The organism is Bacillus paranthracis, assembly GCF_001883995.1.
Lineage (GTDB): Bacteria > Bacillota > Bacilli > Bacillales > Bacillaceae_G > Bacillus_A > Bacillus_A paranthracis.
In genome coordinates, this window is sequence record NZ_MACE01000062.1 from 35,068 (window position 1) to 55,086 (window position 20,019).

Genomic DNA, 20,019 nt, shown 5'->3' on the forward strand with positions numbered 1-20,019 from the left:
TGCACTCTACCTTTAGAGTTGTTACGATAAAATAAACATTTAATCATTGGGGTTTTGTCCATCCCCAATGATTATTAATTAATATGATGAGAAAAACACTCATAAAAATGAATCTACTTCTTTTTAAAGAGGTTCGATGTCTTACTATTATTTCTTACATCTCCATGAACATATATTTGATTTAAATAAAGAAGGGAATTTTCAATATGACTTATAAAATGATTGTTTTAGATTTAGATGATACTTTATTACGTGACGACCATACTATTTCACCTCGTACGAAAGAAGCTCTAATGACTGCACAAGAACAAGGTGTAAAAGTTGTACTTGCTTCCGGACGTCCAACGTTTGGTATGCGCAATGTAGCGAAAGAACTTCGTTTGGAGGAATACGGCAGTTTCATTCTATCTTTTAATGGCGCAAAAATTATTAACTGTAAAACAAACGAAGAAATCTTTAGTAGTACGCTTTCTCCTGAAATCGTTCACAACTTATTTGAAATTAGTAAAACTGAAGGTGTATGGATTCATACTTACATTGGCGATGATATCGTAACAGAAGAAAATAATCCTTACACTGAAATTGAGGGCGATATTACTGGGATGCCTATTGTTGTAGTAGATGACTTTAAAGCTGCTGTTAAAGAGCCTGTAGTAAAAGTATTAATGAATAAAGAAGCTGAACGCCTTGTTGAAGTAGAAAAGAAATTACAAAAACAACTAGAAGGACAATTAAGCGTTATGCGTTCTAAACCATTCTTCTTAGAATTTACTGAAGCCGGTGTTACAAAAGGAACGAGCTTAAACCAATTAATCCAAAAACTTGGCATTAAGCGCGAAGAAGTTATCGCAATGGGCGATAGCTATAACGATCAGGCGATGATTGAATTCGCCGGTCTTGGTGTTGCAATGGGCAATGCACCTGATGATATTAAGGAAATTGCAAACTATGTAACAGATACAAATATGAACGATGGTGTAGCAAAGGTTGTAGAGAAGTTCGTACTAAAAAAAGAAGCACTTGTTTAATATTTCCACTCATAAAACCTATTTGAAGTCAAACACTTCAAATAGGTTTTTATTTAAATTACCATGCTTTTGTGACTATATTTTGAACTTTACACTATTCTCGTAGTGTAAACTTTCTTTTTGTATATAATGAAACAAAATAGACTATTTTATTTAAAAAAAGAATACAAATTTACTATAAACAAGCATACGTTAAGGGAGGCTATTTTACATGTTATCTACACCAATCGGACGATTAAGAACAATTGGACTTATTGAGGGGATTTCTTTTCTACTACTATTATTTGTAGCAATGCCATTAAAATATTTCGCAGGATTTGCAACAGCTGTTAAAATTACAGGCATGGCTCACGGTGTTTTATTTATTTTATTTATCTTCGCAGTAATTCAAGTAACAATCGTACACCGTAAATCAATTTTATGGGCACTTGGGGCATTCGTTTCATCAGTTATCCCATTTGGCACGTTTGTACTAGATGCAAAATTAAAGAACGAGCAACAATAATGAAAAGGTAGTTAACGACTGTTAACTACCTTTTCTATTTATAAATTTGGAATTTCCCAATCAATTTCTCTCTCGCCCATATTAGCTAAAATCGTATTTACTTTAGAGTATGGCTTACTCCCAAAGAAACCTCGTCTTGCTGATAGTGGGCTTGGATGTACAGATTCGATAATATGATGATTTGAATTTGTAATTAACTTCTTCTTCGCCTGTGCATGGCGTCCCCACAATATGAAAATAACTGGCTTTTCACGTTCATTTAATAGCTCAATTACGCGATCTGTGAAATGCTCCCATCCTTTTCCCTTATGAGAATTTGCTTCACCTTGTCGAACTGTTAATACAGTATTTAATAATAAAACGCCTTGCTCTGCCCACTTTACTAAATAACCGTTATTTGGAATATCATACCCATATTCATCTCGAAGTTCTTTATACATATTTAACAACGATGGTGGCGTTTTAATACCGGGTTGCACAGAAAAGCTTAAACCATGCGCTTGATTCGGTCCATGATATGGATCTTGTCCTAAAATAACGACCTTTGTATTTTCATAACTTGTATACTCTAGAGCGTTAAAAATATCTTCTTTCTTTGGGTAAACAACATGTGTACTGTACTCTTCTTTCAAAAAATCAGCTAGCTTACGATAATATTCTTTCTCAAATTCTGGTGCCAATAGCGGCTCCCAATCATTCTTTAAAACATTTTCCATACTGTCACTTCCTGTCTAATTAATTCACCATATCCTGTTTTGTAAATACTACGAACGAAATAATAAGGGAAACAACTGCCCAAACCGTTAAATTCATTAAAGAAAACTCCATCGATAAACCTTGTAATGCAGGTAGTTTTCCTGATAGATAATCTGTTAATGATAAATTCACACTAAAAATATATTTCGCACCTTCCCAAGATGTTGCGAACGAGCTTAAAATACCGCCTGCAATTAATGCAGCTAGCATAACGCCCATACCAGCTGGTGTATTACGAATTAAAACAGAGACCATAAATGATATAGTTCCGACAACGATAGCAACAAACCAAGCTAATCCATACGCCATCAAGATATATTGCCATTGCGGAATAAGATGTACAAAATTCGTATTTAACGTTTCCTTATCAATAACAAATCCAGTTAACACAGGTAAATTCCATCCCGAGTATCCAAATACAAGCCCTGATAATATGTATGCAAACACACCTACAAGGAGCAGTATGAGCGAAATGAAAAATAACATCGTTACGTATTTACTAAGGAGTATTTTCCAGCGCCTAATCGGCCGCGTAAGTAACATCTTCATCGTTCCATCACTTCGTTCTCCTGAAACAATATCAATGGCGACAATCATTACGAGAAGTGGAATAAATAATGTAATTCCTTGCTCAATAAACGCCCTCACAAAAGTTGGTGCGCCCGGTGCCATCGGGTTAATATCATGATCTAAATAATATTGTTGCTGCTCAACTCTTACCTTTAACCAATCACGCCATTCTTCTGGCAACCTAGAATTGTTCAACCGGTTCTGGGAATCAACAATTTGCTGTTGCAATGAAACCTTCCAATCAGTTGTACCGAGTCTTTTTTGTGTCGTTTCTATTTCACGATACTGCGCATATACAAAAAGCGGGATCAAGATTGCTAAAATAAGCATAACAACAAAAATACGCTTCTTACGATAAATCTTCTCCGATTCGTTTAAAACTAGATTCGCAAATTCACGCATGCTGCTCACCCCTTGTGAGTTCAATAAATAAATCTTCTAGCGTAAATACAAGTTCCTTAACACTATGTACATCTATCCCGTTTTCTACAAAATGTTTATTCCAATTACTTATAGATGCGATATTCATGCGGCATAGTAATCGATCACCTTCTATACTCACTTCTCTTACTTCCTCAGCATCTTCTAGCATATCTTTTGCCTTCCCAATCGGCGTAACAATCCATTCTACGCGATCACTTGCTGTTTTAATTAACTCTTCAACCTTGGCAACTGTTATCATCTTTCCTTTATGAATAATAGCAACGCGATCGCATATCATTTGCACTTCACTTAGCAAATGACTTGAAATAAACACGCTCATATTTTCTTCTTTTACAAGCTTATGTATAAATTCCCTAAGTTCTCTAATCCCTGCTGGATCTAAACCATTCGTTGGCTCATCTAATATGAGCAATTTTGGATTCCCAAGGAGCGCCTGCGCAATTCCAAGTCGTTGTTTCATACCAAGTGAGTACGTTTTTACCTTGTCATGAATTCTTTCATCTAAATGAACCATTTCAGCAATTTCAATAATACGTTCATCTGATATATCACCTAACATACGAGCAAATTGCTTTAAATTTTCCCATCCCGTTAAATATGTATACAACTCTGGGTTTTCAACGATACTCCCAATTTGACGCATCGCTTCTCTAAAATTTTCCTTAATCGAATAACCACCGATAGAAATCGTACCTTCTGTCGCCTTAATTAATCCGACTAACATTCGAATGGTAGTCGTCTTTCCAGCACCATTTGGTCCTAAGAACCCGAACACTTCTCCTTGCTTTACATCAAAGGAAATATTCTCTACAAGAGTCTTCTTTCCAATTACCTTCTTCAAGTCTCGTACGGAAAGTATCGTCGTCATTTTACCCCTCCTTGTTCTAGTTTTAATTTACTTACAACATTTTGAACTAAACGTTCTGCCATATACGTATAACCTACTTCGTTCGGATGAAAATGATCAGAGTATAATAAATCTTTCCCACGATTTTGGAATAAATCAAATGTCGGTGTAATATACACATTTTTATTATTTATCGCTAACTTCTCTAAAGATGCATTCCAGTCTACAACAATGTTTGAAGACCCCTTTAAATCTTCTACATCTTCAAAAGGATTGTATAAGCCAAGCCAAAAAATCGGACTATCTGTATTTAATTTACGAATTTCTTCTATAATTTTCTTCGCTTCATTTTGGAATGTTTCTGTATCAGGACGATATGTTTCTAAATCTATCTTTCCAAGCGATTCCCAGCCTGGAAATAAATCATTTCCTCCAATCGTTAAAACGATTACATCTGCTTGTTTAATTGAATATTGAGCGCCATTACTTTCAATTTGTTTTAATAAATCGGGCATTTTTGCACCACTAACTGCTAAATTTGTTAATGCAATTTTTTGCTTATAATCTTTTTGTAAATCCTCTTTCATTCGTCCCACATAGCCAATTCCTTCTTTATCACCAACGCCACGCGTTAATGAATCACCTAAACTGACGATTTGTAACGTTCCTGTTTTCTTTTTCTCTTTTGCCACTACATCGGTCTTTTTAATTAAATTTGAAGCTTTCGGATTTAATACATCATTTACACCTGAAACAAAGCCATATGCAAATAAACAGAAAGATGCAATTGTAATGAGTAGAATTACTTTTACTACTTTTGATCTCATATCAAAACCCCTTTTAGCCCTCATAGATTGTCCATAATTATACCAAACGCAATTTTGAAAAGCGATTTTCATACCTTATCTATTATGTTGTTTCCCTTTGTACGAATTCTGGCAATAACTCTACGTGCTTTACATCTATTTGCTCATCATTAATCTTTTCATATAATAATTCAAATGCCTTCACGCCAACATTTTTACTAGAATATGAAATCGTCGTAATGCCTAAAATGTCTGCTACATCTTGATCATCACAACCGATAATCGTAACATCTTCTGGAATACGAATTCTTTGTTTTTTCGCCTCCGTTACCATTCCCGCTGCAATATGGTTACAAGATACAAGAAACGCAGTTGGCTTTACTGACATAGAGGCCCACTCCCTAATTACATTACGCCCATCTTCCACCGTAAAACAGCCTTCAAACTTCCAAGTTCCTATCGGTTTTTCAGCAATCTGTTGAAGTGAATCCGCATATGCTTGTTTTCTTCTCTGGCTATTAATGCTATTACTTCTTCCAATGCAATATCCAATACGTGTATGACCAGCATCTATTAAGCTTTTCATCCCTTGTGAAAACACTTTATAGTAATCAACATGGACACTTGAAATGCATTTTGAATCTATTTCTTCACACATAACAATTGGACCGAATTTCGTATATTCTTCAAGCTTCTCCTTACTATTTGCCCGAGAACAAATAATAACCCCATCAAGCTTTTTCATTTTTAACATATTTAAAATTTCTAGTTCTCTTTCTTCACTATAATTCGTCTGGCAAAGCATCATATTATAATTATTCTTTGCTGTTTCCTTTGATATTCCCTCAATAATGGCACTATAATATTGATCATTAACGTGCGGTAATAAAACGCCAATTACATTCGTTTTTCCTTTCACTAAATGAATTGCATTCACATTTTGCGTATAGTTTAATTCTTCTATAATTGCTAAAATTTCTTTTCGCTTCTGTTCATTCACATATGGATGATTATTTAGTACACGTGAAACAGTTGAAACAGATACCCCAGCAAGTTCAGCAATCTTTCTTATATTCGTCATCTCATTTTCCCCTTCCCTGCAAAAATTCTCCCTTGACCTGGTAAGCTTTCCACAATATATCCTTTCCTAGCAAATACATTTTGAAAGGATATACAACTATGCTTCGATTCAAATTAGAATATATATTTTTCATTGGTGGTCTACTCATTCTCGCCATCGGTATTAATATGATGACGACCATTACTTCCTTTGGACTTAGCCCTTATGATTCCTTCTTTATTGCACTATATCAAAATTTCGGGATAAGTATCGGTTTTTGGATTTTCATGATTAATTTTGCCTTTACCCTTATCGTCCTCTTTTGGAATAAAAGACAAATTACAATCGGTACAATCGTAACAATGGTTCTTATCTCTCTTTTTGTTGATTGGATTGGTTCCATTACAACTATTATGGACGCTGTCCGTTCTCTTCCAAAATATATAACACTTATTTGCGGAAATCTATTCGTTGGAGCCGGAATTGGTCTTTATGTCTCTACAAACCTTTGTGCAGCACCGCAAGAAGCTTTCGTTTTAACAGTTGCTGAGAAAAAGAAATGGACATTTAGAAGAACAGAAATTTCGTTAGCGTTTTTATTTTTAACATTAAGCTTTTTATTAGATGGACCTATCTATTTTGGAACAATCATCTTATCTTTTACAACAGGCTGGATTATCCAAGCATTTATTCAAGTTGGTACAAAGATTTTAAATAGAAAAAAACCTATTAAGCAAGCCGCTTAATAGGTTTTTTCTTAGAGGAGATACTACTTTGCATCCCCTTCAATTCGATAGTTTGCTTTCAAACAATCTATTTCTTCATACCCTTGCAACGTATGTAGAATATAATCATAATCAGCAAGAGAAGCACGATGCGTTACAATTACAATTTCAGCTTTTCCTTTCTCTTCAAGTGGCATTTGAATAATTTTTTCAAAGCTAACGCCACGCTCAGAGAATAACGAAGTAATTTTTGCAAATACACCAATTTCATCTTTCACATGAAGTCTTAAAAATTTCTTCACAACAATTTCGTCTGGCTCTTTTAATACTTTTTGATATTGCGGGACTACAGCACTATTTCCTGTTACCCCTAATCTAATATTTTGCATTACAGCTACTAAATCGGAAACAACAGCTGTTGCTGTCGGTAAACTTCCTGCACCTGGTCCATAAAACATCGTTTCTCCAACTGCTTCACCATACACATATACAGCGTTATATTCATTTTGCACGGCCGCAAGAGGATGTGTATTTGGAAGTAAAGTCGGTTCAACTGTAACCTCTAATTTTTCACCATCTCGCTTCGCAAGACCGATTAGTTTAATCGTGTAACCTAAACTCTTACTGTATTCGATATCTTCCTCTGTAATAGAAGTAATCCCTTTTACCTTCACATCTCCAAGCTCTACATTTGTAGAGAAACCAAGGGTAGCCAAAATTGTCATTTTTCTTGCTGCATCTAAACCTTCTACATCTGATGTTGGATCCGCTTCTGCAAATCCAAGTTGCTGGGCTTCTTTTAACACGTCGTTATATGCTCTCCCTTCATCTGACATTTTCGTCAAAATAAAATTTGTCGTTCCATTTACAATTCCCATTACTTTCGTAATAAGATCTGAAGAAAGTCCCTCTACAATACTTCGTAAAATCGGAATCCCTCCGGCTACACTTGCTTCATAAAACAAATCTGCTTTATTATCTTTTGCTACCGCTAATAGTTCCGCCCCATGTAACGCCATTAAATCTTTATTGGCAGTCACAACATGCTTCCCGCTTTGTAAAGCTTGCAAAATATATGCTTTTGCATCATCAATGCCACCCATTACTTCGATGACAACGTCGATGTTTGGATTGTCTAAGATTTCATGTGCATCTTGTGTTAATAGAGTAGAAGGTACCTCTACTTCTCTCTCTTTTTCAATATTTTGTACTAGTACTTTCGTTACTTTTACAGGACAACCTACTTGGTGTATAAGTCGCTCTTGGTGATCTGTAATGATACGAACTACTCCGCTACCAACTGTCCCAAGACCTAATAAGCCAACTTGAATTTCTTTCATAATACTGTCCACCCCTCAAAAATTGTGTTTAGATGAAATTATATGAATAAAAAATCTGAAAAACAATGTTTTTTGAACATTCGGAAAAATATAGATTAATCTTTACAAAGAAAACGTTGCCACGTGTGACACAATCTTTTTTTATAATACATAAGGGGTTTCTTGATACACGTAATAATTCAGCCAATTAGAGAATAATAGATTCCCATGGCTTCTCCACCTTACAAGCGGCTTCTCATTTGGATTATTATGCTTAAAATAGTTTTTCGGCACATCAATATTTAACCCTTTTTGGCGGTCCCGTTCGTATTCTTGCTTTAACGTATCACAACTATATTCACTATGCCCGAGCGCAAACACTTGTCTTCCTTCTTGCCCAATAACAAGGTGAACACCTGCTTCCTCAGAGTTTGCTAATAATGTTAATTCTTTCACCTCTCTAATATCACTCTCTCGTACTTCTGTATGACGCGAATGCGGGGCGAAAAACAATTCATCAAAACCTTGTAACAGTTTCACATGTTGCTCACGGACTTCATGTTCAAATACACCAAACATTTTTTCCTTAAGAGGATACTTTGGAACGCCATAATGATGATACAAACCAGCCTGTGCCCCCCAGCAAATATGAAGCGTAGATGTTACATTCGTTTTTGAATACTCCATAATACGTTTAAGCTCTTCCCAATAATCTACCTCTTCAAAAGAAAGGGTTTCAACTGGTGCTCCTGTAATAATGAGTCCATCAAATTTCTCATTCTCAATATCACGGAATGTTTTATAGAAACTCGTTAAATGTTCCTGTGCAACATTACGAGACAAATGCGATTCCATATGAAGTAAATGAACATCTAATTGCAACGGTGTATTTCCAATTAAACGAAGTAATTGCGCTTCTGTTTCTTGCTTTGTAGGCATTAAATTTAATATAGCAATTTTCAATGCCCGAATATCTTGTGTTTCTGCTCGCTCTTTTGTCATTACAAAAATATTTTCCTCCTGCAACACTTTGCGAGCTGGCAAATCTTTATCAATTATGATCGGCATGTTGTTTGCCTCCGACTAGCGCTGCTTCTAAATCTGCAATAATATCCGAAACATCTTCTATACCAACTGATAAACGAATTAAATCTGATGTGACGCCAGCTAAGCGCTGATCTTCGGCACTTAATTGTCTATGCGTTGTACTAGCAGGATGTATAACGCAAGTTCGTGCATCAGCTACATGCGTTACGAGAGTTGCTAGTTTTACATTTGCGATAAATTCTTTTGCTGCTTCTAATCCTCCCTTAATGCCGAATGTTAAAACACCACTCGCACCTTTTTTCAAATACTTTTGTGCTAACGAATAATTTTCATTACTATTTAATCCCGGATAATTCACCCATTCAATACGTTCATGATCAGCAAGCCATTTAGCAACTGCAAGAGCATTTTCACTATGACGCTCCATTCGTAAATGCAATGTTTCTAAGCCGATATTGCTAATATACGCATTAAATGGGCTCATACAGTTTCCGTAGTCTCTTAATAATTGAACACGTGCCTTCACAATATAAGCTGCTGCACCAAAATTTTGAACGTAACTTACGCCGTGATAACTTGGATCCGGTTCAACTAGTTCAGGATATTTCCCGTTTGTCCAATCGAAGTTCCCTCCGTCAATTACAATGCCACCTAACGAACTTGCATGACCATCAATATATTTCGTCGTAGAATGAACGATAATATTTGCTCCATGTTCAAATGCTTGGCATAAATAAGGAGTTGCCAATGTATTATCCACGATAAAAGGTACTTCCAACTCTTTCGCTGCATCTGAAAGTTCTTTGAAATTTAAAACGTTCATCGCCGGATTTCCTAGCGATTCTGCATAAACAAGTTTCGTCTTATCATTAGCAAGGGCCACAATTTCATCAGCAGTTAAATTCGGATTAAAGAATGTAACATCGATACCAAGTTTACGCAAACTCACTCCAAATAAATTAAACGTCCCGCCATAAACTGTGGAAGAACAAAGCAAGTGGTCTCCGCTACTACAAATATTTAAAACAGCAAGCATAATAGCAGCTTGCCCAGAAGCCGTTGCAACAGCACCTACACCACCCTCTAAATCCGCTAACTTTTGCTCAAATGCAGCTAAAGTAGGATTTCCAATACGCGTGTAGATATATCCTTCTGCCTCTAAATTAAATAGCGCTGCTAAATCATCTGAAGTATCGTATTTATACGTTGTACTTTGATAAAGCGGTAAAACACGCGGTTCACCATTCTTTGGCGTATAGCCACCTTGCACACAAATCGTTCCTTTCCCCCATGATTCTCCCATTTCTTATTCTCCTTTCTTTTATACAAAATAAAAAACTGCCCCTTTCCTGAAAACAAGAAAGGAGCAGTTTGAAAACACGCTCTAAAGGCTCTTTCTTATCTCTCAGGGTTATTACCTGCAGGATTTGGCACAATTCCGTTATACGGCTGTTGCCAAGGTTTCATCGGGCCTGTCCCTCCACCTTTTCTTGATAAGACTATGCAATTACCGTTGATTTTATAGCAATAATTTCCTCATGTCAATTAGTTTTTCTGAATGTTCTAAATTAAATACAAAGAACTTAATGTACATAACAAAAGAAATATATTCTATATCCATTTGAAAAAGACCTTTTAAAACCTCCGCTTAATTTACTATTACCAATGCTTGGGGCAGCTACTATCGGAAATGCATTTCCACTTCCAAAACATAACGAAACTACAAATAAAAAAAATAGGCAGTGTGGACAAAAGTTCCACTGCCTATTCTCATTACACATGCTGCTTCAATAATGCATATAACTCCTCAAAATTATGCACTTCATATGTCGGTATAATCCCACTATCATTTAATTTCCTTTCTGGATTAAACCAACAAGTATCAATTCCCGCTACATATCCACCTTTCATATCAGCGCTTAACGAATCCCCAATAATGAGCCCTTCTTCAGGAACAAAGTTAGGAATCCTTTCAAAAACATAATCAAAATACTCTTTCATCGGCTTTTGATAACCTGTATCTTCAGAAACGAAAATATCTTGAAACAAGGCATGTAACCCTGCATTACGTAATCGTTTATCTTGCGTCTTAGAAATACCGTTTGTCACTATATATAAATCGTACTCACTTTGAATTTGATTTATAAATTGTAAGGCACCTTCCATGAGCTGATTTCCTTCTTCTAAGTAACTGCGATAATTATTTTCGAATAATATCCCATCTACTTCTTCCCCGTATTCTTTAAACAAAATTGAAAATCGTGTATTTACAACTTCATCACGATTTATTTCACCTTCTTCAAAAGCAGTCCAAAGACTTTTATTAATTTTTTTATATTGCGCTTCAATCTCGCTAGTGAGAGACATCCCTTTCTCTTCAAAAAGCATACGTAATGCCGATTTTTCTGCCTTTTGAAAATCCAACAATGTATCATCTACATCGAATAATAATGTTTTATATTTTTTCATAAGCCCTTCACACTCTCTTTTCTACAAAAACAAATTTACGTAAATCGTATCATTCTTTCTTGTAAAAATAATAGGAGATATCTCATACTAAACATGAGGTGAAAACATGAAAGTCAGCAGAAATAGCGAAGAAATCTCTCATTACATACAAACTTACAATTTCCATACTCTTTTTTCTTTTGATATCTTACCGTATGCTGAACTACATTCCTTTCAGAAGAGAGAAAAGATATGTAATGAAGGGGGCGATGTTCCTTATCTTTATTACTTAATTTCTGGGAAAGCAAAAATATATATGAGTCACAAAAACGGAAAGGTCTCCTTGATTAACTTTATTCAGGCACCTTCGTTCATTGGGGAATTAGGATTAATTGGCGTAGAATCTGTTACGAAAACGGTGGAAGTAATGGAAGATTGTATATGCTTAGCGCTTCCTCTTAAAGATTGTCAGCATCTTTTGTTACAAGATGCTACCTTTCTACAGAAACTATGCAAATTTATCGGTGAGAAAACCATTACCCGAACAGAAAGTTATGCTAAAAATAATAGTTATCCGTTCGAAAATCGATTAGCGGCGTTTATTCTATTAACAGAACAAAATAACAGTTATATAGAAAAACATACTGAGGTTTCGGAATACTTAAATGTTAGCTACCGTCACCTTTTATATGTATTAAACCAATTTTGCCAACAAAATTACTTAAAGAAAGATGGAAGAACTTATTACATACAAGATCGAATTCAGTTAGAAAAACTAGCTGACGAACTTAAAATATAAAAAAGTAGCATTAACGTTTATCTGTTAATGCTACTTTTTTGAGTGACGATTCTATTTTCAATTAAAATTTACTTGCTACTTTAGCTGCTTCTTCAAGACCAGCTGTAATGATTTCTTCTGCTTTATCTGGGAATTGGTTATGTCCTTCAATAACTACTGTTTCCATGTTTGTTGCGCCGAAGAAGCCCATCATGCTTGCTACATATTTAACAGCCATTTCTACTTCTGCTGCGGGACCTTCAGAGTATACACCGCCGCGCGCGTTTAATAATGCAATCTTCTTATCTCCAATTAGACCAACTGGACCTTCTGGCGTATATTTAAACGTTTTACCAGCACGGTTTAAATAATCAATATATGTGTGTAACACTGCTGGAATCGTTAAGTTCCATAATGGGAAACCGAAAACGACTTTATCAGCTTCTAGGAATTGATTTAAATACTTATCAGCAACTGCTACTGCTTTTGCTTCCTCTTCAGTTAAATCAAACCCTTTACCAGCTTTGAATGTACCATTAATCATATCTACGCCTACATATGGTAATTCTTCTTTATATAAATCAAGTTCTACTACTGTATCGTTTGGATGCGCTTCTTTGTAACTTGCTAAAAACGCTTCATATAATTTTACACTAACTGCTTGTTCCGCTGGACGGTTGTTTGCTTTTACGAATAAAACTTTTGTCATTATGTTTTCCTCCTAGTACTAACTCTTCTGTTGTTATATGCTTTCAAAAAAGGTATCCCTTGTAATTGTTGTTTTGTTGCTTACAAACATATTTTATCTTTATATCAAGACAATTTCGTCCTCACATAGACGTATTTTTCCATAAAAAAAGTCCACCTTCTAAAGGCGAACTAGGTCTTACGACTTTCGTCTTATACAATTCCATTTTTTACTGCATATAATGCTGCTTGCGTACGATCAGATAAATTCAACTTACTCAAAATACTACTTACATGAGCTTTTACCGTTTTTTCCGTAATAACTAAAACAGAAGCGATTTCTTTATTACTCATCCCTTTCGCTAATAGCTGCAATACTTCATTTTCTCTCGCTGTTAACACATCCACTTGAATAGAAGGCTCTTCTTCCTTTTCTTCTACAGGTAATGTTTGAGAGAGAAGAGCATTTGCTATATCAGGATGTAATTGAATATTACCTTTATATGCACTTCGAATAGCCTCAACAAGCTGATCCGGTTCTACATCTTTTAAAATATACCCGCTTGCTCCAGCCCTTAATGCTGGTAACACATGCGCCTGATCAGAAAAGCTAGTTAATACAATTACTTTCACATCCGGATATTCTTTTTTAATACACGCTGTCGCCTCAACACCATCCATTTCGGGCATATATAAATCCATTAGTACAACATCAGGATTCGTCTCCCCTACTTTCATTAGTGCCTCTTTCCCATTACTTGCTTCTCCAACTAACTCTATATCTTCCTGTGTACTTAAGAAAAATGCTAATCCTTTTAAAACGACTGTATGATCATCAACTAACAATACTTTTATTTTCACAAACTTCCCTCATTTTCACATCATAATGGCACGTTTATTTTTACACTTGTCCTTTTCTTATCACTTACAATTTTAATTGTTCCACCGACTAATTCTACTCTTTCTCGCATCGTAGTCATGCCAAGTGATTTCTTCTCTTTTATATCCTTTTCTACGAAGCCGGTTCCTTGATCGACTATTTCTAATGATACATTCTTCTCCGTCACTTTGAAATAAATCGTCGCTTCTCTAACATTTGCATGCTTACTTACATTATTTAAAGCTTCTTGTCCAATTCTCCATAGCGCTTCCTCTACTACGCGTGGCAAATCACGGACACCTGTAACTTGTTCTCGAATTTTCAATCCCAAACTTTCACCATATTGCTTTAAAGCTGGTAATAATCCTTTCTCCAAACCCGCTGGACGTAATTGCCAAATTAACGTCCTCATTTCTTTTAAAGCTCCTTGCGCTAGTTCACGCATATCATGCAAAGATCGATCCACTTTTTCGTTTTGACCTTTTAAAACCGCCTCAGCGCCTTTTGTCATAAAGGTTAACGAAAATAGCTTTTGTGAAACAGAGTCATGTAAGTCCCTTGCTAATCGATTTCTTTCTTCCATTCGTACGAGTTCACGTCGTTGCTCATTTAACCTTAAATTTTCTATCACGAAAGAAATATGAGTTGTTATTGCTTGAAGTACATCTAACGTATTTACATCAAATTCACCATTATTTGAACTAACACATAAAACACCAAATATGTGAGTTTGAATCTGTATTGGGGTGGCGATAACCGTCCTATTAGAGGCAATCTTATGACTGATTTGATCGTTTAATAAAATAGGTTCACCTTTTTCTAACGCTTCTTTCGCTGCTTCTTTTATATCCTCCTGCCATTCTTCCTGGCAATAAGATGCCCGCAAGGATAATTCTTTCTCTTCCCTAATAAAGAATGCGACTTGATTCCACTGAAACACTTCACCTAATTGACCTACAACTTTTTCAGGCAATATATTAAATTGATGAATCGTTCTTAAAACTTGAATGAACCGTTCTAATTTCACATAATAATGTGCTCTTCGCTTTTCATTTTCATATAACTTTGCTCGTTTTAAAGCCGTTCCAATTTGGAAAGCAACTGATTGAAGCAATACTAATTCTTCTTCTGAAAAATGTGTTTTACCTGGGCTTGCCACATTTAACAAACCAAATTTTTCTCCTCCAGCCTTTAAAGGAACCGTAGCATGATGAAGAATTCCTTCTGTATCTCCCCAATTATATTCAATTGCATTATTAATTCTTTTACATTCAATAATATTAACAGCTCGTTCTAATTTTCCATCCACAAAGCCACGTAAACACCAACATTCTCCTTCACACATCGGACGTTTGTTTTCATATGTAAGTGCCTCTGGTAATTGATAATCAATTAATTTTGTATACCTACCATTTTCATCCGCAAGAAATATCCATCCTGTCGTTAAACCTGTTACACTCAGCAATTTTTCTAGTACTGCTTGCAATACATGATATGTATCATTTGATGTATTTAGTGTTTCTGCAATCTCTTTTAATATAACTAATTCATTTGTACGATTCTCTTGAAACATAATTCGTCTCCTACATACAAGATTTTACATAGTTCCTAACATAAATCATCTACTTTTCACTTTGTACTTATTCGTAACATTGATATAATGGTGAAAACATAGTTTTCATTATATCACCTGAGGGGGCTTTTCATAATGACATTAAATAAAGCACTTACTATCGCTGGTTCTGACACAAGTGGCGGTGCTGGTATACAAGCAGATTTAAAAACATTCCAAGAACTTGGTGTGTACGGAATGACATCTCTTACGACAATCGTAACGATGGATCCACATAACGGTTGGGCACATAACGTATTCCCAATCCCAGCTTCTACATTAAAACCACAATTAGAAACGACAATTGAGGGCGTTGGCGTAGATGCTTTAAAAACAGGTATGCTTGGATCGGTAGAAATTATTGAAATGGTTGCTGAAACAATCGAAAAACATAATTTCAAAAATGTAGTAGTTGACCCTGTTATGGTATGTAAAGGTGCTGATGAAGCATTACATCCTGAAACGAATGATTGCTTACGTGACGTTCTTGTTCCAAAGGCATTAGTTGTCACACCAAACTTATTTGAAGCTTACCAATTAAGTGGCGTAAAGATTAATTCTCTTGAAGACATGAAAGAAGCAGCGAAAAAAATCCATGCTTTAGGTGCGAAATATGTCCTAATTAAAGGCGGTAGCAAGCTTGGTACGGAAACTGCAATCGACGTCCTATATGACGGAAAGACATTCGACATTCTAGAATCAGAAAAAATTGATACGACAAATACACACGGCGCAGGTTGCACATATTCTGCTGCAATTACAGCAGAACTTGCAAAAGGAAAACCTGTGAAAGAAGCAGTAAAAACTGCTAAAGAATTTATCACAGCTGCTATCCGTTATTCATTCAAGATCAACGAATACGTAGGCCCAACACATCACGGTGCATATCGTAAATTCGTTGTATCAAAAGAGCTTGTCTAACCTATAAATAAAAACACCCACAGAGTGTGTATTTTCCCTCTCTGTGGGTGTTTTTATTTATAAGCTCTTCTGGTCATCTTATCTTTAAGATGCAGAACTGACCTGATTTCTACCATTTCTTTTGGAGTAATATAATGCATCATCAGCAGCTTGAATAAATTGCTCTGGTGATTGTTCATATACTGAAATTCCTACTGAAACTGTAATTTTTATTTTTGTTCCATCTAACAATTGGAATGAATGTTTTTCAACAGCTGCGCGAACTTGTTCCCCCATACGCATTCCGTAAGCTAATCCCTTCTGTGGTATAAGAAGCGCGAACTCCTCTCCACCCTTTCGAAAAGCCAAATCTGGAAACGTTGAAACTTCTCGTAAAATACGCCCTATCTGTTTTAATACTTCATCTCCTGCAGGATGCCCGTACGTATCGTTTACAGACTTAAAATGATCAATATCTATAAGTAGTAAACAAAGTGAATCATTTTTCATGCGCTTATTACCAATATGATGATTCATTTCTAAATCAAACTGCCTTACGTTTCCTAACCCTGTCAATGCATCTATCGTTGCATATTGCTTCATCTTTTGAAATAACTCATTGGATTGCAATACATAATTCGCGCTTATAAATGTGATATATGCTGCAACACTACTACAAGCTAAATATAATGATACTATAGACATATCCTTAAACAGCATAGAAAGTGGCACCGCTAAAATAAATAAACTATATACATTAAACCAGATCCATCTTGTAAACATAGAAACTTTCATCCGCCAAATGAAAGTAACCCCAATACCTATCAATACAATAGTATAACAAGCCAATTCAGAGGCTAAAGAGTACTCGGTTAAAAATAATCGGGTAATTAAAATAATCGTAACTGTTATACTACTAGCTATCGGACCTCCAATTATAATTGCCAAAATAACAGCTAAATAGCGTAGATCTAACATAATATCCCCAATATGTACGCCAAAGTACATCAACAGTACACTTAATATTCCAGTAAAAATACCTACTACACATTTCTGCCAAAAAGAGAACTCTTCTTTTAACGGTTTATCTCTTAAAAGCTGACCTCCAATAAAAATAAAGGAAAGAATAATTGTTGTGTTTACAAATAAGTCCCTTAACATAAAATAATCTCCCTACTTTTCTATCTATCCCTTTCCTTATTTTATTGTATACGAAATCCCTATAATTCCCAAATATTTTTATTTATTTTTTGCTGTTCCACGTGAAACAGCAAAAAATAAAAAGGACGAAAATTCGTCCTTTTCACTAACAACAGCGCGATATCTTTCCACCCTTTGCATTAAATCTAGCTTCTTGCGCTTCTGCAAAAAATTGTTTTTGACATACAACTTCTTCTTCTGGATGATGCTTTTTCATATGCTCTACATATGTTTCATAGCTTGGTACCCCAACAAGTAAGCTAATAAAGTGTTTCCTTTGTCCCCATACTTGCCGTAGTCTTTTAAGCATAGTTCCTCGACTCACTTTCATCTTTAGGGATATATGGTGCCTCTTTTAGCGGCATCGGCTTATTTCTTAATACTTGAATCCAAATTCGAATTGCAGAAATTAATACAGCGATTACAACGATCATAAAAATTCCACAAAGTGCTGCATCAATATAATCATTGAAAATAATTTGCTTCATTTGAGCCACATTTTTAGCTGGCGCTAACACTTTCCCCTCATCTAATGCTCCTTGAAACACCTTTGCGTGGGATAGAAATCCTATTTTAGGGTTTTCATGAAATAGCTTTTGATAACCCGCCGTCATCGTTACAATAAGCAATCCGACAGTTGGAATAAGCGTCACCCAAACATATGCCTTTTTTCCCATTTTGAACAAAATTGTCGTTCCAAGTAATAACGCAATACCTGCTAACATTTGATTTGCAATACCGAAAAGTGGCCATAATGTATTAATTCCACCAAGCGGATCAACTACCCCTTGATATAAGAAATAACCCCATCCTAACACACATAACGTTGTAGCTATTACATTCGCTAATGTAGAATCCGTTTTCCCAAATGGCTTATATACATGCCCTAAAATATCTTGAATCATAAATCGACCTACGCGCGTTCCAGCATCAATCGTTGTTAAAATGAATAACGCTTCAAAGAGAATCGCAAAATGGTACCAAAATGCCATCATGGCCGTTCCACCTATTACTTTTGAGAAAATATATGCCATACCTATCGCTAACGTTGGTGCACCACCTGTACGTGATAAAATCGTTTGCTCTCCAACGTTTACAGCGAGATCTTTTAGTTCATTTGGTGTAATAGCAAATCCCCATGAGGAAATAACTTGAGCTGCCTGCGAGACATCTGTACCGATAAGTGCTGCAGGACTATTAATTGCAAAGTACGTTCCCGGTGTTAATACACAAGCTGCAATCATCGCCATGGCTGCTACAAACGACTCCATTAACATTGCTCCATAACCGATTGGCTGTGCGTGTCCCTCTTGCTCAATCATCTTCGGCGTCGTACCTGATGAAACAAGAGCATGGAATCCAGACACTGCACCACAAGCAATAGTAATAAATAAGAACGGGAATAAATTTCCAGAGAACACAGGACCAGTTCCATCAATAAATTTCGAAACTGCTGGCATTTGTAAATCTGGTGCTACAATTAAAATACCGATTGCTAATCCTACAATTGTTCCGACTTTTAAAAATGTACTTAAATAATCACGTGGTGCTAAAAGCATCCAAACTGGTAATGCCGATGCGATAAATCCATATACAATAAGCATTATAGCAATTGTTTCTCCGCTAAACGTGAACATGCTTGCAAGCGCTGGATTTTCCGCTACATACTGCCCTCCAATAAGAGACAGTATAAGTAGGATAATTCCAATTACTGACCCTTCACCAACCCGTCCAGGCCTAATGTAGCGCATATATACTCCCATTAAAATAGCAATAGGAATCGTTGCTGCTATCGTAAACATTCCCCAAGGGCTTCCGACAAGCGCCTTTACTACTACTAATGCTAATACTGCTAATAAAATAATCATAATGCCTAAAATACCAATCATTGCAATAAGTCCTGTAACAGGACCAATCTCATCTTTAATCATTTCACCGAGAGATTTACCATTACGTCTCATCGAAGCAAATAAAATGACAAAATCTTGCACAGCTCCAGCGACAACTACCCCTACAATAATCCATATTGTCCCTGGCAAATATCCCATTTGTGCCGCCAAAATCGGTCCTACTAAAGGACCAGCCCCAGCGATTGCTGCAAAATGATGCCCAAATAATACCCATTTATTTGTCGGAACATAATCTTTTCCATCATTTAATGTATGAGCTGGCGTTTGTCGATTATTATCTAAACCGAATACCTTTCTCGCTATAAATCTACTATAAAAGCGATAAGCAACTGCATACACACATACCGCAGCTACTAAGAGCCATACAGCATTAATAGTTTCACCTTGTGATAAAGCTATTACACCAAAAGCCCCGGCTCCTACTGCTGCAATAACTCCCCAAAGTAAAATCGACTTCAATGTTCTCACATACAATCCCCCCAATACTATTTCTTAGT

General features: G+C 35.9%; 20 protein-coding genes and 1 riboswitch. Of the genes, 5 read left to right on the plus strand and 15 right to left on the minus strand.

Going from position 1 to position 20,019, the window contains the following annotated elements; all coding sequences use genetic code 11:
- The first annotated feature begins 206 nt into the window (after nt 1-206).
- Together BAQ46_RS23290 and BAQ46_RS23295 are read left to right on the plus strand one after the other, a co-directional pair.
- Nucleotides 207-1,028 (plus strand): Cof-type HAD-IIB family hydrolase, encoded by an 822-nt coding sequence (locus BAQ46_RS23290; protein ID WP_000221391.1) that lies wholly within the window; start codon nt 207-209, stop codon nt 1,026-1,028.
- A gap of 211 nt (nt 1,029-1,239) precedes the next feature.
- Nucleotides 1,240-1,533, plus strand: coding sequence for a DUF3817 domain-containing protein (locus BAQ46_RS23295; RefSeq protein WP_071742882.1), 294 nt, complete (start codon nt 1,240-1,242; stop codon nt 1,531-1,533).
- A gap of 38 nt (nt 1,534-1,571) precedes the next feature.
- Here BAQ46_RS23295 and BAQ46_RS23300 read toward each other — a convergent pair whose 3' ends face one another.
- From BAQ46_RS23300 to BAQ46_RS23320, 5 genes are read right to left on the minus strand one after another with little or no spacing between them, the layout of a single operon-like run.
- Nucleotides 1,572-2,249, minus strand: coding sequence for a uracil-DNA glycosylase (locus tag BAQ46_RS23300; protein ID WP_071742884.1), 678 nt, complete (start codon nt 2,247-2,249; stop codon nt 1,572-1,574).
- Between the two features lie 19 nt (nt 2,250-2,268).
- Nucleotides 2,269-3,261: a DUF2705 family protein gene (locus BAQ46_RS23305; RefSeq protein WP_001206492.1), complete on the minus strand. Its 993-nt coding sequence runs from the start codon at nt 3,259-3,261 to the stop codon at nt 2,269-2,271.
- Entirely contained in the window at nt 3,254-4,171 is a 918-nt protein-coding gene (locus tag BAQ46_RS23310) for an ABC transporter ATP-binding protein (protein WP_000207715.1), read from the minus strand. Before BAQ46_RS23310 ends, BAQ46_RS23305 begins: the two co-directional genes overlap by 8 nt.
- On the minus strand, nt 4,168-5,049 hold the full coding sequence (locus tag BAQ46_RS23315) for an SGNH/GDSL hydrolase family protein (protein ID WP_116777263.1): 882 nt from the start codon (nt 5,047-5,049) through the stop codon (nt 4,168-4,170). Before BAQ46_RS23315 ends, BAQ46_RS23310 begins: the two co-directional genes overlap by 4 nt.
- Nucleotides 5,050-5,059: 10 nt before the next feature.
- Nucleotides 5,060-6,037, minus strand: a complete 978-nt coding sequence (locus BAQ46_RS23320) for a LacI family DNA-binding transcriptional regulator (protein WP_071742886.1) — start codon at nt 6,035-6,037, stop codon at nt 5,060-5,062.
- 98 nt (nt 6,038-6,135) lie between these two features.
- Between BAQ46_RS23320 and BAQ46_RS23325 the strand changes: the two genes are divergently transcribed.
- On the plus strand, nt 6,136-6,762 hold the full coding sequence (locus tag BAQ46_RS23325; RefSeq protein ID WP_000943413.1) for a YczE/YyaS/YitT family protein: 627 nt from the start codon (nt 6,136-6,138) through the stop codon (nt 6,760-6,762).
- A 23-nt stretch (nt 6,763-6,785) separates the two neighbouring features.
- Here the strand turns inward: BAQ46_RS23325 and BAQ46_RS23330 are convergent, their stop codons facing one another.
- The 4 genes from BAQ46_RS23330 to BAQ46_RS23345 form a co-directional block, all read right to left on the minus strand.
- Complete coding sequence (locus BAQ46_RS23330) at nt 6,786-8,081, minus strand: homoserine dehydrogenase (protein WP_000659098.1); 1,296 nt, start codon at nt 8,079-8,081, stop codon at nt 6,786-6,788.
- A 141-nt stretch (nt 8,082-8,222) separates the two neighbouring features.
- Nucleotides 8,223-9,128 carry a homoserine O-acetyltransferase MetA gene (gene metA / locus BAQ46_RS23335; protein WP_001121520.1) on the minus strand — a complete coding sequence of 302 codons (906 nt, stop codon included), beginning with the start codon at nt 9,126-9,128 and terminating at the stop codon, nt 8,223-8,225.
- Nucleotides 9,112-10,410, minus strand: coding sequence for a bifunctional O-acetylhomoserine aminocarboxypropyltransferase/cysteine synthase (locus BAQ46_RS23340; RefSeq protein ID WP_000504756.1), 1,299 nt, complete (start codon nt 10,408-10,410; stop codon nt 9,112-9,114). Before BAQ46_RS23340 ends, metA begins: the two co-directional genes overlap by 17 nt.
- A 92-nt stretch (nt 10,411-10,502) precedes the next feature.
- Nucleotides 10,503-10,607: riboswitch (SAM riboswitch) on the minus strand.
- Between the two features lie 273 nt (nt 10,608-10,880).
- Nucleotides 10,881-11,576 carry a YjjG family noncanonical pyrimidine nucleotidase gene (locus BAQ46_RS23345; protein ID WP_000760172.1) on the minus strand — a complete coding sequence of 232 codons (696 nt, stop codon included), beginning with the start codon at nt 11,574-11,576 and terminating at the stop codon, nt 10,881-10,883.
- Nucleotides 11,577-11,682: 106 nt separating this feature from the next.
- On the opposite strand from BAQ46_RS23345, the gene BAQ46_RS23350 reads away from it, so the two are divergent.
- Nucleotides 11,683-12,354 carry a transcriptional regulator YeiL gene (locus tag BAQ46_RS23350; RefSeq protein WP_071742887.1) on the plus strand — a complete coding sequence of 224 codons (672 nt, stop codon included), beginning with the start codon at nt 11,683-11,685 and terminating at the stop codon, nt 12,352-12,354.
- Nucleotides 12,355-12,415: 61 nt separating this feature from the next.
- On the opposite strand, the gene BAQ46_RS23355 is transcribed toward BAQ46_RS23350, so the two are convergent.
- From BAQ46_RS23355 to BAQ46_RS23365, 3 genes are all read right to left on the minus strand, one after another.
- Complete coding sequence (locus BAQ46_RS23355) at nt 12,416-13,042, minus strand: FMN-dependent NADH-azoreductase (RefSeq protein WP_000170050.1); 627 nt, start codon at nt 13,040-13,042, stop codon at nt 12,416-12,418.
- Nucleotides 13,043-13,233: 191 nt separating this feature from the next.
- Nucleotides 13,234-13,881 (minus strand): response regulator, encoded by a 648-nt coding sequence (locus tag BAQ46_RS23360; RefSeq protein ID WP_000695784.1) that lies wholly within the window; start codon nt 13,879-13,881, stop codon nt 13,234-13,236.
- A 20-nt stretch (nt 13,882-13,901) separates the two neighbouring features.
- Nucleotides 13,902-15,473 carry a GAF domain-containing sensor histidine kinase gene (locus tag BAQ46_RS23365; RefSeq protein WP_000485091.1) on the minus strand — a complete coding sequence of 524 codons (1,572 nt, stop codon included), beginning with the start codon at nt 15,471-15,473 and terminating at the stop codon, nt 13,902-13,904.
- A gap of 135 nt (nt 15,474-15,608) precedes the next feature.
- Between BAQ46_RS23365 and pdxK the strand changes: the two genes are divergently transcribed.
- The gene (gene pdxK, locus BAQ46_RS23370) at nt 15,609-16,433 is read left to right on the plus strand and encodes a pyridoxine/pyridoxal/pyridoxamine kinase (protein ID WP_061131905.1); all 825 of its coding nucleotides are present in this window, start codon (nt 15,609-15,611) and stop codon (nt 16,431-16,433) included.
- Nucleotides 16,434-16,517: 84 nt separating this feature from the next.
- Here pdxK and BAQ46_RS23375 read toward each other — a convergent pair whose 3' ends face one another.
- The 3 genes from BAQ46_RS23375 to cstA all read right to left on the minus strand — a co-directional run bounded on the left by BAQ46_RS23375 (nt 16,518) and on the right by cstA (nt 19,990).
- Nucleotides 16,518-17,573 carry a GGDEF domain-containing protein gene (locus tag BAQ46_RS23375; RefSeq protein WP_071742889.1) on the minus strand — a complete coding sequence of 352 codons (1,056 nt, stop codon included), beginning with the start codon at nt 17,571-17,573 and terminating at the stop codon, nt 16,518-16,520.
- A 145-nt stretch (nt 17,574-17,718) separates the two neighbouring features.
- A complete protein-coding gene (locus BAQ46_RS23380) occupies nt 17,719-17,922 on the minus strand; it encodes a YbdD/YjiX family protein (protein WP_000919824.1) in 204 nt (67 codons plus the stop codon).
- Nucleotides 17,915-19,990: a carbon starvation protein CstA gene (gene cstA / locus BAQ46_RS23385; RefSeq protein WP_001259567.1), complete on the minus strand. Its 2,076-nt coding sequence runs from the start codon at nt 19,988-19,990 to the stop codon at nt 17,915-17,917. The genes BAQ46_RS23380 and cstA overlap by 8 nt, the downstream gene beginning before the upstream one ends.
- Nucleotides 19,991-20,019 lie beyond the last annotated feature (29 nt).